The organism is Streptomyces sp. NPDC048337 (genome assembly GCF_043201175.1).
Lineage (GTDB): Bacteria > Actinomycetota > Actinomycetes > Streptomycetales > Streptomycetaceae > Streptomyces.
Genome location: NZ_JBICYR010000015.1, coordinates 53,683 through 67,845, shown reverse-complemented (window position 1 = coordinate 67,845; position 14,163 = coordinate 53,683). Strand labels below are relative to the sequence as shown.

Below are 14,163 nucleotides of genomic sequence, written 5' to 3'. Positions count from 1 at the left end.
GGGGGGCGGGGTCCCCGCGCCGCCCCGGGGGGGGGGGCTGTACTTCCCCCCCCCGCCGGCGTTCGAGGCGCTGGGGGTCCCCCCGGACGAAGTCTGGGGGAGGGCCCGGGGGCAGAGCCCCCGGCAACGGCGCCGCAGACGAACACGGCACCGCCCAAGGCAAGGGCTACGCCTTGCGGGCCCGCGCCTTCTGGGCCGGAACCGTCTTCTTCGCGGCGGCAGCGGCCCTCTTGGCCGGGGCCTTCTTCGCGGCCGCCCGCGCCGGAGGCGCCCCCGCGTCGGAGACCCGGTCCGCCCCGAGAATGTCCCGCAGGAACTTGCCGGTGTGGCTCGCCCCCACCGACGCCACCTGCTCCGGCGTCCCCTCGGCCACCACCAGGCCGCCGCCGTAGCCGCCCTCGGGCCCCATGTCGATGACCCAGTCCGCGACCTTGATCACGTCGAGGTTGTGCTCGATGACGATCACCGAGTTCCCCTTGTCCACCAGCCCCGACAGCACCTTGATCAGCTTCGAGATGTCCTCGAAGTGCAGACCCGTCGTCGGCTCGTCCAGCACGTACACCGTCCGCCCCGTCGACCGCTTCTGCAGCTCGGAGGCCAGCTTCACGCGCTGCGCCTCACCACCCGACAGCGTCGGCGCGGACTGGCCCAGCCGTACGTACCCCAGCCCCACCTCGGTCAGCGTCCGCAGGTGCCGCGAGATCGTCGGCACCGCCTCGAAGAAGTCCAGCGCCTCCTCGATCGGCATGTTGAGGACTTCCGCGATGGACTTGCCCTTGTAGTGGACCTCCAGCGTCTCCCGGTTGTACCGGTCGCCGTGGCAGACCTCGCACGGGACGTAGACGTCCGGCAGGAAGTTCATCTCGATCTTGATCGTGCCGTCGCCGGAGCAGTTCTCGCACCGGCCGCCCTTGACGTTGAAGGAGAAGCGGCCCGGCAGGTAGCCGCGCACCTTCGCCTCCATCGTCTCCGCGAACAGCTTGCGCACGTGGTCGAAGACACCGGTGTACGTCGCCGGGTTCGACCGCGGCGTCCGGCCGATCGGCGACTGGTCCACATGCACGACCTTGTCGACGAGGTCGTCCCCGTCCACCCGCGTGTGCCGCCCCGGCACCGAGCGGGCGCCGTTCAGCTCGCGCGCCAGGTGCGTGTAGAGGATGTCGTTGACCAGCGTCGACTTTCCGGAGCCCGAGACACCGGTCACGGCCGTGAGCACGCCCAGCGGGAAGGACACGTCGATGTCCTGGAGGTTGTTCTCCCGGGCGCCGTGGACGGTCAGCCTGCGCTCCCCGTTCACCGGGCGGCGTACGAGCGGCAGCGGGATGGACCGCTTGCCCGACAGGTACTGCCCGGTCATCGACTCGGCGTTCTTCAGCAGGTCCTTCAGCGCCCCGCTGTGCACGACCTTGCCGCCGTGCTCGCCCGCACCCGGGCCGATGTCCACGACCCAGTCGGCCACCTTGATGGTGTCCTCGTCGTGCTCGACCACGATGAGAGTGTTGCCCATGTCCCGCAGCCGCACCAGCGTTTCGATCAGCCGGTGGTTGTCCCGCTGGTGCAGGCCGATGGAGGGCTCGTCCAGCACGTAGAGCACGCCGACCAGGCCGGAGCCGATCTGCGTGGCGAGCCGGATGCGCTGGGCCTCGCCGCCGGACAGGGTGCCGGCGGCCCGGTTGAGCGAGAGGTAGTCGAGGCCGACGTCCACGAGGAAGCGGAGCCGCTCGTTGACCTCCTTCAGGACCCGCTCGGCGATCTTCTTGTCGCGGGCGTCGAGCCGCATCCGCCCCAGGAAGTCCGCGCACTCGCTGATCGACATGGCGGCGACCTCGGCGATGGACTTCTCCATCACCGTCACCGCGAGCACGATCGGCTTGAGCCGGGTGCCCTCACAGGTCGGGCAGGGCACCTCGCGCATGTAGCCCTCGAAGCGCTCGCGGCTGGCGTCGCTCTCCGACTCCGAGTGCCGTCGCTTGACGAACGGCACGGCGCCCTCGAAGGCCGTCGTGTAGGCCCGCTCGCGCCCGTACCGGTTGCGGTAGCGGACCTCGATCTGCGTCTTGTGCCCGTAGAGCAGGGCCTTCTTCGCGCGCAGCGGCAGTCCGGCCCACGCGATGTCGGTCCGGAAGCCCAGCTCGTCGGCGAGGGCGCCGACCAGCCGCTGGAAGTAGTCCTTGGTGTGACCGAGCGACCACGGCGAGACCGCTCCCTCGTCGAGGGACTTCTCCTCGTCCGGAACGATCAGCTCCGGGTCCACCTCCATGCGCGTGCCGATACCGGTGCACTCGGGGCAGGCGCCGAAGGGCGAGTTGAAGGAGAAGGAGCGCGGCTCCAGCTCCTCGAAGGACAGGTCGTCGTACGGGCAGTAGAGGTGCTCGGAGTACATCCGCTCACGCTCGGGGTCGTCCTCGGCGAGGTCGACGAAGTCCAGGATGACCATGCCGCCGGAGAGGCCGAGGGCGGTCTCCACCGAGTCGGTGAGCCGGCGCTTGGCACTGTCCTTGACGGTGAGGCGGTCGATGACCACCTCGATGGTGTGCTTCTCCTGCTTCTTCAGCGTGGGCGGCTCGGAGAGCTGGATGGTCTGCCCGTCGACCCGCGCCCGGCTGTAGCCCTTGGTCTGGAGGTCGGAGAAGAGGTCGACGAACTCGCCCTTGCGCTCGCGCACCAGCGGCGAGAGCACCTGGAAGCGGCTGCCCTCGGGGAGCGCGAGCACCTTGTCGACGATCGCCTGCGGCGACTGGCGGGAGATGGGGCGCCGGCACTCGGGGCAGTGCGGCTTGCCGATGCGAGCGAAGAGCAGGCGGAGGTAGTCGTAGACCTCGGTGATGGTGCCCACGGTCGAGCGCGGGTTGCGCGAGGTCGACTTCTGGTCGATCGAGACGGCCGGGGAGAGGCCCTCGATGAAGTCGACGTCGGGCTTGTCCATCTGCCCGAGGAACTGGCGGGCGTACGACGAGAGCGACTCGACGTAACGGCGCTGGCCCTCGGCGAAGATCGTGTCGAAGGCCAGGGAGGACTTGCCCGACCCGGAGAGTCCGGTGAAGACGATGAGGGAGTCGCGGGGCAGGTCGAGCGAGACGTTCTTGAGGTTGTGCTCGCGAGCGCCACGAACGATGAGACGGTCGGTCACGCCGGTCCGCACCTTTCTTGAGAGAGCGGGGGCACGGGCCCCCGTCCCAGGGTATGGGGGGCGCCACTGCGGTGGAGTTGGAGTCTGGACTTCGAGCGTATAGCACGCACATTCGATTTACGGCACTCCGCAGACCTCTTCACCCGATCGTGTGGCCGCGCCCCGGAAGCCACTAGGCTCGCCGTCATGACTGATCATGTGCACGACCTGCGATCTGTACGTGAAGCCACGGACCGGCTGCTGACCGCGGTCGCGAAACTGGACAACGCCGCCCTCTCCGAGCAGTCACACCTGCCGGACTGGACCCGGGGCCACATCCTGGCCCACCTCGCGCGCAACGCCGACGCCCTCGTGAACGTCCTCGAAGGGCGTCCGATGTACGAGAGCGCCTCCGCGCGCGACGCGGACATCGAGCGCGACTCCGGTCGGCCCCTGGAAGAACACCTGGCGGACCTCCGTGATTCCGGGGCCCGCTTCCTCGCCACCGGCGAGCCCGCCCAGGACTGGTCCCGCACCGTCGAGCTGCGCAACGGGGTCACCGACCTCGCCGCCAACGTGCCCTTCCGCCGGCTCGTCGAGGTCGAGCTGCACCACGTCGACCTGAACATCGGCTACGAGCTCTCCGACCTCCCCGACGAGTTCACCGGGCGCGAGATCGACTTCCTCGCCGACCGCTGGTCCGCCCGGCCCGAGGTACCGCCGACGGCCCTGGTCGCGGACGACGGACGGCACTGGCGCACCGGCTCCGCCGGGGACCCCGCCGTCACCGTGTCCGGGACCGCCGCCGGGCTGCTGGCCTGGCTGGCCGGCCGCGGCGACAAGGGCGCCTCCCTGACCGCGTCGGGCGGCCCCCTGCCCGAGCTCCCACCGCTCTAGGATCAAGGCATGACGTACACCGGAGAGGTCAAGGTCGGCGGTCCGGCCGACGTGCACGAGCTCGCGGACCTGATGATTTCCAAGGTCGCGGTGGGCCCGATGAACAACAACGCCTACCTGCTGCGCTGCCGGGCCACCGACGAGCAGCTGCTCATCGACGCGGCCGCCGAGGCCGACACGCTGCTGAGCCTGATCGGCGACGACGGCATCGCGTCCGTCGTCACCACCCACCGGCACGGCGACCACTGGGGCGCGCTCGCCGAGGTGGTCGCGGCGACCGGGGCGCGGACCTACGCGGGCGCCCTCGACGCCGAGGGCATCCCGGTGGCCACCGACGTGACGGTGGCCGACGGGGACACGATCCGGGTCGGGCGGGTCGAGCTGACCGCGCGGCACCTGGTCGGACACACCCCCGGCTCGATCGCGCTGATCTACGACGACCCGCACGGGCACGCGCACGTGTTCACCGGCGACTGCCTCTTCCCCGGCGGCGTCGGCAACACCTGGGGCGACCCGAAGGCCTTCGCGAGCCTGATCGACGACGTGCAGCACAAGCTCTTCGACCAGCTGTCGGACGAGACCTGGGTCTACCCGGGACACGGCAACGACACCATGCTCGGCGCCGAGCGGCCGCATCTGGCCGAATGGCGCGAGCGCGGCTGGTAGGTCCCGGCCGGCAGGCCCCGCAACCCGTCAACTTCGGTACGCGAGGCACTCCTTCCGGTCGTTGATGACCGAACGCACGTCCTGGGGGCCGGGGACGGGGTAATTGCTGCACCATGCAACAAGACCCCTCCCCCGGACCCGAGGCGCCCGCCCGGCCCACAGGGCCCGGCATGCTGCGGCTCGCCTCGGCCTCGCTCGCCGGGACCGCCATCGAGTTCTACGACTTCTTCGTCTACGGGACCGCAGCCGCGCTCGTGCTCGGCCCCCTCTTCTTCCCGTCCTTCTCCCCGCTCGCCGGCACCCTGGCCGCCTTCGGCACCTTCGGCGTCGGCTTCCTCGCCCGCCCGATGGGCTCGGCGCTCTTCGGCCACATCGGCGACCGCTACGGCCGCCGCCCGGTGCTCCTCGCCTCCCTGCTGCTCACCGGCCTCGCCACGGTCGCCGTCGGCTGCGTGCCCACGTACGACTCGATCGGCGTGGCAGCCCCCGTACTGCTGCTCCTGCTGCGCTTCCTGCAGGGCCTCGGACTCGGCGGCGAGTGGGGCGGCGCGGTGCTGCTGACCGCCGAGCACGCCCCCGAGGGGCGCCGGGGCCTGTGGTCGAGCTTCCCGCAGATCGGCCCCGCGGTGGGCTTCCTGCTGTCCAACGGCATGATCCTGGCGCTGTCCGCGACCCTGACCGACGCGCAGTTCACCGCCTGGGGGTGGCGGGTGCCGTTCTGGGCGGCCGGGGTGCTGGCGCTGGCCGGGCTGTGGCTGCGGCGCTCGGTGGAGGAGACCCCGCAGTTCCGGGCGCTGGCCGAGACGGGGCGCCGGGCGGAGGCCCCGCTGGCCGAGGTGGTCCGCGGCCACTGGCGGCTGCTCCTGCTGACCGGCGGGGCCCTCGCCGTGGGGTACGCCGTCTTCTACGCGGTCACCACCTGGTCCCTCGCGTACGCCACCGAGCACCTCGCCGTGGGCCGCACGGTGATGCTGGCCTGCATCATGGCGGCGGTCGCCCTCAAGGGCCTGGTGACCCCGCTGGTGGCGCTGCTCGGCGACCGCTACGGCCGGCGCCCGCTGTGCCTGATCGGCTGCACGCTCTGCGCGCTGTGGATGTTCCCGCTCGTGGCCCTGCTGCGGACGGCGGAGCCCCTGTTGATGACGCTGGGCTTCGTGGGCGCCCTGTTCGGCATGGTCACGATGTTCGCGGTGGTGGGCGCGTACCTGCCGGAGCTGTACGCGCCGCGCATCCGCTGCACGGGCGCGGCCGTCGGCTACAACCTGGGCGGTGTGCTGGGCGGGGCGCTGACCCCGATCGTGGCGACGGCGCTGGCGGAAGGCTCCGGTCCGCCGTGGGGCGTCGCCGTGTACCTGAGCGGGATCTCCCTGCTCAGCCTGGGCTGCTTCGCGCTGCTGCCCGAAACCAATCCGGTGGTCGTACGGACGCGGTCGGGGGCGGCGGCCGAAACGGCCACCGCCCCCGCGTAGACACGTAGGCCCGCTCAGGCGTCGATGCTCTCCGGGCGGGCGGCGGCCTCGGCCGCCGCCTGCTTCTTCGAGGCCATCAGGCTGGTGATCGTGGTGATCACCAGGACACCGCAGATGACGCCCAGGGAGACCGGGATCGAGATCACCGGGACGTGCACGCCGCTCTCGTGGAGGGCGTGCAGCACCAGCTTGACGCCGATGAAGCCGAGGATGATCGACAGGCCGTAGCTGAGGTGGACCAGCTTCTTCAGCAGGCCGCCGATGAGGAAGTACAGCTGGCGCAGGCCCATGAGGGCGAAGGCGTTGGCGGTGAAGACGATGTACGGGTCCTGCGTGAGGCCGAAGATCGCGGGGATCGAGTCCAGGGCGAACAGCACGTCGGTGGTGCCGATGGCGAGCATGACGACCATCAGCGGGGTCAGGACGCGCTTGCCATTGTTCTGGATGAAGAGCTTGGTGCCGTGGTACCTGTCGGCGACGCCGAACTTCTTCTCGACGGACTTGAGGAGACGGTTCTCCTCGAACTCCTCGTCATCCTCGTCCTTGCGCGCCTCCTGGATCAGCTTCCACGCGGTGTAGATCAGGAACGCGCCGAAGATGTAGAAGACCCACGAGAAGCTGGCGATGATCGCGGCGCCGGCCGCGATGAAGATCGCGCGCAGCACCAGGGCGATCAGCACGCCCACGAGCAGCACGCGCTGCTGGAGGTGGGAGGGGACCGCGAACTTCGCCATGATCAGGACGAAGACGAAGAGGTTGTCCACGCTCAACGACTTCTCGGTGATGAAGCCCGCGAAGAACTCCTGGGAGGCCTGGGGGTTCCCGAAGAACCACAGGCCGAGGCCGAAGAGTCCGGCGAGGACGATCCAGACGACCGTCCAGGTGCCCGCTTCCTTGATCGATACGTCGTGCGGTTTGCGGCCGATGAAGAAATCGGCGCCGATGAGGAGGGACAGACCAAGAATGGTCAGCACCCACAGGGTCCAGGAAACTTCCACGGTAAACACGCCTCCGGCGGATGGCTCAGCACTTCGTCAGCGTCATCGCTGCCGGAGGTCTCTTCCACCCGGGCGGCCTGGAGGCCGTGGGCCGACGCCCCGGGACCGACTGCGTTCTGTGAACGCTGGTCCGTATTGACGGGCACGCCGTAGCAGGAAAGCAGGAATACTCCCCTCCGCGGTCACCAGGGTACCCGCCAGGGCCGGAAAAGGTAAAGGAAATCCCAAGGACTGGTCAGTGAAAGGTCATCAGCGGGTGCGTCGGACCTCCGCCACCCGCTCCAGGGCCTGGTCGAGGACGCGACTGCCCTGCGGGGGCAGGTCCGGCTCGAAGGTCCAGGCGTGGTGGACCCAGGGGTCGGCGAGATGGTTGTCCGGCACCGGGGACAGCCGCATCAGCGAGCGCCACAGCGGGTCCAGCAGCGGCCCGTAGGCCGAGGCCTCGTCACGGTCCGCGACCATCAGCAGATGCACGCCGACCGCCGGCCCCTCGTCGGCGAGGTAGCGCAAGCGGGTGACGGCCCGGTCGTCGAAGCCGTGCGGGAAGTCGTGCACGATCAGCAGCTGCTCGGCCGTGTCCACGTCCGGTGGCAGGTCCTCGGGAGCCCCGGCCCGCAGCGCCATCTGTACGAGGTCCACCCGGCGGGTCAGCCGCTCCAGAGTCTCGGAGACCCCGGCGGCCCCGGCGGCGGGCGGCCCGGCCAGCACCCCGGCGCGGACGAGCGGTGCCAGCGAGGCGGCACCGGCCCCGGCCGCGTCGATGACGTGGACGGAGAACCGGTCACCGGGGTGGACCGCGAGCAGCCGCGCCGCGTGCGCGACGGCCATGTCCATGGCGGCCCGGCGCAGCCGGTCGGTGTCCATGGCCATGGCGGCCTCGGAGCCGGTGCGGCCGTTGTCGATCCAGAGCCCGCGCTCCAGCGGGAGCCGCACGAGCATGGGGATGCGCAGATCGGGCCGCTCGGGCAGGTGCAGGTCCCCCAGGCGCAGGGCCAGCGGGCCCTCCTCGGGCACCCGGTGGGCGTGCCACACCGGGTTGTCCCAGCGGGCGTACGAGGCCGGCAGCGCGGGCTCGACCACCTCGGACTCGGCGGTGAGCTGGGCGAGGTCCCGGTCGAGGACGGCCTGGGCCTGGGCGACGAGCTCGTCGCGGCGGGCCCGGGCGGTGTCGCGGGCGGCGTTGCCGGAGCCGCCGATGCGGTGGCGCGGGTCGGACAGGACCTCGTCGAGCTCGCGGTCCATCCGGGAGTCGGCGAAGTCGACGGCGCCGCGGTAGGCGGCGATGGCGCGGGCCAGGTCCTCGAACATGCCCCAGACCTGGTTGTAGAGCCGCTCGTCCATGGACCAGCCGCTGGCGTCCCCGGCGACGGGGCGCGGGGGCTGCCCGGGCTCCGACGGCTGCGCGGGCCGGGGCGCGGGCTCGGGTGGCTCGGCGCTGGTGCGGCGGCGGCGCGGGTGGGCGTAGTTGATGGTCCCGTCGGCCCCGATCGCGGGGGACGGCGCGGACTCGGGAGCGGGCGCCGGCTCGGGGGCCGGGCCCGGCGTACCCGCGTAGGGGACTCCGGACACCGGGACCGGGTCGGGGGCCACCGGGGCGGCGACGCAGGCGTGCACGCGCGCCACGAGCTCATCGGCGACGGGGGCGGTGAGCCCCTGGTCGGCGAAGAGGGCGGCGAGCCCGCCGGCGTAGCCCTGGCCGACGGCACGGACCTTCCAGGCCCCCTGGCGCCGGTAGAGCTCCAGGGCGACGACGGCCGTCTCGGCGTCCAGCCCGGTGAGGATGTACTCGGCGAGCTCGGTGCCGTCGGCGCCCGCGACGGAGATGTGCGAGGCCGCGACGGCCCCGAAACGGGCCGGGCCGCCGGGCGGCAGGGAGAGCAGGACGCCGACCCGGTGCACCGCGGCGTCCACCGCGTCCAGGTCGACGGCGAACCGGTGCCGGTCGTTGGAACCGTCGGGCGCCTCCACCCCCGGAAGGCCGCGCGCACCGGGGTGCGCGATCCCCTCCGGGCCCGTCACGGTGCCCCGCTCGTCCCCGAGCGAGGCCAGGGCGAGCACCGGTGTGCCCGCCGAGACCGTGATCCGCACGTTGTGTTCGGACAGGGCGTGGTTCTGCCCCCGGACCAGTTCGGCCGCCATCGTCCCGTCTCCCCCGTACTTCTTCGTACCCTCTTCGTACTTCTTCGCCTACAGGTGCGGCAGGATCGCCGGCATCAGGTCCTGGAAGGTGCGGCCGTTGGCCGGGTTGCCCAGGGCCGTCATCTTCCAGCCCGCGCCGGCGCGCGACACCTTCGCCATGATCTGCGCGGTGTACTGACCGCCGCCGTCGAGGGTGTAGCGGGCCAGCTCCTGGCCGTTGGTCTCGTCGACGATGCGGCAGAACGCGTTCTGCACCTCCTGGAACGTCTGGCCGGTGAAGGAGTTCACCGTGAAGACGATCTGGTCGATGTGCACCGGCACGCGCTGGAGGTCGACGAGGATGGACTCGTCGTCCCCGCCCTGGCCGGCGCCGCCGACGAGGTTGTCACCGGTGTGCCGGACCGAGCCGTCGTCGCTCTGCAGGTGCCGGAAGAACACCACGTCCACGGGCTGCTTGTCGGCGAAGAGCACCGCCGAGGCGTCCAGGTCGATCTCCCTGGTCCGCGAGCCGAACAGTCCGCGGCGCTTCGCCGCCTGCCAGCCGAGGCCCATCCGGACCGCCGTCAGCGTGCCCCCGTCCGACTTCTGCAGACTGATGGCCTGACCCTTGGTCATGTTGACCGTCACGCGCTGTCCCCTCTCATAAGCCCGCCCCAATAACGAGCGCGCAGCGTGTATCTGCGGCCGTGCACCAACCCTACTGACAGGCTCCCGGTCAGGCGAGGCCCGCTTCCTTCATCTGCCGCAGCTCCTTCTTGAGCTCGCCGACCTCATCGCGGATCCGGGCCGCGACCTCGAACTGCAGCTCCGCGGCCGCCGCCCGCATCCGCTCGGTCATCTGCTCGATGAGCGAGGCCAGTTCCGCGGCGGGCCGGTCGGTGAGCACCTCGGTGGCCTTGGCCTTGCCCTTCGCGCCCTTGCCACCCGCCGCCTTGCCGCCCGTCTTCGCCTTGCCGCCGAGATCCGGCACCGGGGCCAGAGCCCCCTTGCCGTCCTTCGCCTGCCGGTATCCGGTACCCAGGAGCTCCTCGGTGTCGAGCTCCTCGCGGGCGATGGTGGCGACGATGTCGTTGATCTTCTTGCGCAGCGGCTGCGGGTCGATCCCGTTCGCCGTGTTGTAGGCGACCTGCTTCTCCCGGCGGCGGTTCGTCTCGTCGATCGCCTGGGCCATCGCCGGGGTGATGCTGTCCGCGTACATGTGGACCTGGCCCGAGACGTTGCGCGCGGCGCGGCCGATGGTCTGGATCAGCGAGGTGCCGGAGCGCAGGAAGCCCTGCTTGTCGGCGTCCAGGATCGCCACCAGGGACACCTCGGGCAGGTCGAGGCCCTCGCGCAGCAGGTTGATTCCCACCAGTACGTCGAACTCGCCGGACCGCAGCTCGCGCAGCAGCTCGATACGGCGGAGCGTGTCGACGTCGCTGTGCAGGTAGCGGACCTGGATGCCGAGCTCCAGGAAGTAGTCCGTGAGGTCCTCGGCCATCTTCTTGGTGAGGGTGGTGACCAGGACCCGCTCGTCCTTCTCCACCCGCTGCCGGATCTCGTGCACCAGGTCGTCGATCTGGCCCTCGGTGGGCTTGACGACGACCTCGGGGTCGATGAGGCCGGTGGGGCGGATGATCTGCTCGACGAAGCCCTCGCCTCGCGAGAGCTCGTACTTGCCGGGGGTCGCCGACAGGTAGACGGTCTGCCCGATGCGCTCCTGGAACTCCTCCCACTTCAGCGGCCGGTTGTCGAGCGCGGACGGCAGCCGGAAGCCGTGGTCGACCAGGGTCCGCTTGCGCGAGGCGTCGCCCTCGTACATGGCGCCGATCTGCGGCACGGTCACGTGCGACTCGTCGATGACGAGGAGGAAGTCCTCGGGGAAGTAGTCGATGAGGGTGTTGGGCGCGGAACCGCGCTCGCGGTCGTCCATGTGCAGCGAGTAGTTCTCGATGCCGGAGCAGGACCCGATCTGACGCATCATCTCCAGGTCGTAGGTGGTGCGCATGCGCAGGCGCTGCGCCTCCAGCATCTTGCCCTGCTTCTCCAGCTCGGCGAGGCGCTCGGCCAGCTCGGCCTCGATGCCGCGGATCGCCTTCTCCATGCGCTCCGGGCCGGCGACGTAGTGGCTGGCGGGGAAGACGTACAGCTCGCGGTCCTCGCTGATGACCTCGCCGGTCAGCGGGTGCAGGGTGGACAGGGCCTCGATCTCGTCGCCGAACATCTCGATGCGGACGGCCAGTTCCTCGTAGACCGGGAAGATCTCGATCGTGTCGCCGCGCACCCGGAAGGTGCCGCGGGTGAAGGCCACGTCGTTGCGCGTGTACTGGATGTCGACGAAGCGGCGCAGCAGCTGGTCCCGGTCGATCTCCTCGCCCACCTTGAGGGGGACCATCCGGTCGACGTACTCCTGCGGGGTGCCGAGGCCGTAGATGCACGACACGGACGCCACGACGACCACGTCACGCCGGGTGAGCAGCGAGTTCGTCGCGGAGTGGCGCAGCCGCTCCACCTCCTCGTTGATCGAGGAGTCCTTCTCGATGTACGTATCCGACTGCGGGACGTACGCCTCGGGCTGGTAGTAGTCGTAGTACGAGACGAAGTACTCGACGGCGTTGTTCGGCAGCAGCTCGCGGAACTCGTTCGCCAGCTGGGCGGCCAGCGTCTTGTTCGGCGCCATCACCAGGGTGGGGCGCTGGAGCTTCTCGATCATCCAGGCGGTGGTCGCCGACTTGCCGGTGCCGGTCGCACCCAGCAGGACGACATCCTTCTCACCTGCACGGATGCGCTTCTCCAGCTCGGCGATGGCCGCCGGCTGGTCGCCGCTGGGCTGGTAGGGGCTGACGACCTCGAAAGGCGCCACCGTGCGTTCGATCTTCGATACGGGCCGCATGAGTCAACCGTACGACCCCCCACTGACACTCACGCATCCGCGCCGCTCCGCGACGCTCCGGCGGGTCCGGGCGCGCCCGACGGAACTCATCCCTTCTGGTCCGTTTGTCGTAGTTCGGTGGCGACCCAGTGATCTTCAACCCCATGATCGCGGTGAAGGCCCCGCCGTGAAGTGCATCGCCAACGTCTGCCGCTCCGCACCCGTCTGACGCAGGAACAGGGTTCACGACCCGAGGAGAACGCACATGTACGTCCGACCCGCCACCGCGGCCGCCGCCGCATTCCTGGGCTTCACCCTCACCCTGCTGGGCACGGCGGCCTCGTCCGCCGCCACCGCCGCCGGCCCCGACTCCACCCCCGCCACCGACCTGGGGGCCCTGGGCGGCCCCGTCGTGTACGCCCACCGGGGGGCTTCGGCGTACGCCCCGGAGAACACCCTCGCCGCGATCGACCTGGCGATGCGGCTGGGCATCGACTGGGTCGAGAACGACGTGCAGCGCACCAAGGACGGCGAGCTGGTGGTGATCCACGACGACACCCTGGCCCGGACCACCGACGTCGAACAGGTCTTCCCGAACCGCAGGCCCTGGCGGGTCCGGGACTTCACGGCTGCGGAGATCGCCCGGCTGGACGCGGGCAGCTGGTTCGGCGAGGAGTTCGCGGGCGCCCGGGTGCCGACCCTGCGGCAGTACATGAACCGCGTACAGCGCAACCAGCAGCGGCTGCTGCTGGAGGTCAAGAAGCCGGAGCTCTACCCGGGGATCGAGGAGCAGACCCTGAACCTGCTGGACGAGCTCGGCTGGCTCGATGCGCGGCACGTGTCGGAGCGCCTGGTGGTGCAGAGCTTCAGCGCCGACAGCGTACGCATCGTGCACGGTCTGCGGCCGGACCTCGTGACGGCCTTCCTGGGCACTCCGACGGTGGCGGACCTGCCGAAGTACGCGCAGTTCACCGACCGGATCAACCCGTGGCACACCACGATCTCGACCGAGTGGGTCGCGGCGGTGCACGACCTGCAGGGCGCCCACGGCAGGGCCATGGAGGTGGACACCTGGATCGTGGACGACGCCGCGACGGCCCGGAAGGTCCAGTCGATGGGTGTGGACGGGATCATCACCAACGCCCCGGACGTCGTCCAGGAGGCGGTCGACGGGTTCTGAGCCCCGCGGGGCGGCCGCCGGAGAGGGCGCTGTCGGTCCCCCGCCGTACGGTGGACGGGTGGACAGCACCAAGCGGCCCCGCGGGCCGCACCTCGAATGGACCGTCGTCGCCTCCGACGTCGGCCCCCTTCTCCTGGCCGCGACCCCGGAGGGTCTGGTCCGGGTCGAGTTCCATGCCGAGCCGGACCGGGTCGAGGCGATGATCGGCCCCCTCGTGTCCCGGCTCGGCGCCGATGCCCGGCGGCCCGCGCCGGGCGAGGAGGTGCTGCTGGCCGAGCCCATACGCCAGCTGGCCGCGTACTTCTCCGGGACCCTGCGCCACTTCGACCTGCCGCTGGACTGGCGGCTCAGCTCCGGCTTCAACCGACAGGTGCTCCAGGAGCTGGACCGCTCCGTTCCGTACGGCACGGTCGTCGGCTACGGGGAGCTGGCCGCCCGCGTCGGCCAGCCGGGCGCCGCGCAGGCCGTGGGCAACGCCATGGGGTCGAATCCGCTGCCGCTGGTGGTGGCCTGCCACCGGGTCGTGGAGAACGACGGGGGCATCGGCGGCTTCGGCGGGGGCATCGAGACCAAACGGCTGCTGCTCGCCCTGGAGGGCGTGCTTCCGCAGCCGCTGTTCTGAGCGGTGCCGAGTGCGCGGCGCGAGCGCCACTGGGTCGGCGGGGCGGGGCACACGGGCGGTGCGGGCGGTGCCGCGGGCACGGGCGGTGCCCCAGGCACGAGCGGTGCCGCAGGCACGGGCGGTGCCCCAGGCACGAGCGGTGCCCCAGGCACGAGCGGTGCCCCAGGCACGAGCGGTGCCCCAGGCACGAGCGGTGCCCCAGGCACGAGCGGTGCCCCAGGCACGAGCGGTG

At 70.9% G+C, this 14,163-nt stretch carries 10 protein-coding genes; 5 read left to right on the top strand and 5 right to left on the bottom strand.

Annotated elements, in window-relative coordinates; genetic code table 11:
- Positions 1-166: 166 nt before the first annotated feature.
- The gene (uvrA, locus tag ACGFYU_RS23445) at positions 167-3,130 is read right to left on the bottom strand and encodes an excinuclease ABC subunit UvrA (protein ID WP_393829264.1); all 2,964 of its coding nucleotides are present in this window, start codon (positions 3,128-3,130) and stop codon (positions 167-169) included.
- A 186-nt stretch (positions 3,131-3,316) separates the two neighbouring features.
- On the opposite strand from uvrA, the gene ACGFYU_RS23440 reads away from it, so the two are divergent.
- The 3 genes from ACGFYU_RS23440 to ACGFYU_RS23430 all read left to right on the top strand — a co-directional run bounded on the left by ACGFYU_RS23440 (position 3,317) and on the right by ACGFYU_RS23430 (position 6,141).
- The gene (locus tag ACGFYU_RS23440) at positions 3,317-4,006 is read left to right on the top strand and encodes a maleylpyruvate isomerase family mycothiol-dependent enzyme (protein WP_393829263.1); all 690 of its coding nucleotides are present in this window, start codon (positions 3,317-3,319) and stop codon (positions 4,004-4,006) included.
- Between the two features lie 9 nt (positions 4,007-4,015).
- Positions 4,016-4,672: an MBL fold metallo-hydrolase gene (locus tag ACGFYU_RS23435; RefSeq protein ID WP_393829262.1), complete on the top strand. Its 657-nt coding sequence runs from the start codon at positions 4,016-4,018 to the stop codon at positions 4,670-4,672.
- Between the two features lie 170 nt (positions 4,673-4,842).
- Positions 4,843-6,141, top strand: a complete 1,299-nt coding sequence (locus ACGFYU_RS23430; protein ID WP_393829370.1) for an MFS transporter — start codon at positions 4,843-4,845, stop codon at positions 6,139-6,141.
- A gap of 14 nt (positions 6,142-6,155) precedes the next feature.
- Here ACGFYU_RS23430 and ACGFYU_RS23425 read toward each other — a convergent pair whose 3' ends face one another.
- The 4 genes from ACGFYU_RS23425 to uvrB form a co-directional block, all read right to left on the bottom strand.
- Positions 6,156-7,139 carry a TerC family protein gene (locus ACGFYU_RS23425; protein ID WP_393829261.1) on the bottom strand — a complete coding sequence of 328 codons (984 nt, stop codon included), beginning with the start codon at positions 7,137-7,139 and terminating at the stop codon, positions 6,156-6,158.
- A gap of 249 nt (positions 7,140-7,388) precedes the next feature.
- On the bottom strand, positions 7,389-9,278 hold the full coding sequence (locus tag ACGFYU_RS23420; protein WP_393829260.1) for a TerD family protein: 1,890 nt from the start codon (positions 9,276-9,278) through the stop codon (positions 7,389-7,391).
- Positions 9,279-9,326: 48 nt separating this feature from the next.
- Entirely contained in the window at positions 9,327-9,905 is a 579-nt protein-coding gene (locus ACGFYU_RS23415; RefSeq protein ID WP_393829259.1) for a TerD family protein, read from the bottom strand.
- Between the two features lie 88 nt (positions 9,906-9,993).
- On the bottom strand, positions 9,994-12,150 hold the full coding sequence (gene uvrB, locus ACGFYU_RS23410) for an excinuclease ABC subunit UvrB (protein ID WP_393829258.1): 2,157 nt from the start codon (positions 12,148-12,150) through the stop codon (positions 9,994-9,996).
- Positions 12,151-12,394: 244 nt separating this feature from the next.
- Between uvrB and ACGFYU_RS23405 the strand changes: the two genes are divergently transcribed.
- Both ACGFYU_RS23405 and ACGFYU_RS23400 read left to right on the top strand, forming a co-directional pair.
- The gene (locus tag ACGFYU_RS23405; protein ID WP_393829257.1) at positions 12,395-13,309 is read left to right on the top strand and encodes a glycerophosphodiester phosphodiesterase; all 915 of its coding nucleotides are present in this window, start codon (positions 12,395-12,397) and stop codon (positions 13,307-13,309) included.
- Between the two features lie 58 nt (positions 13,310-13,367).
- Positions 13,368-13,931 carry a methylated-DNA--[protein]-cysteine S-methyltransferase gene (locus tag ACGFYU_RS23400; protein WP_393829256.1) on the top strand — a complete coding sequence of 188 codons (564 nt, stop codon included), beginning with the start codon at positions 13,368-13,370 and terminating at the stop codon, positions 13,929-13,931.
- The last annotated feature ends 232 nt before the right edge of the window (positions 13,932-14,163 follow it).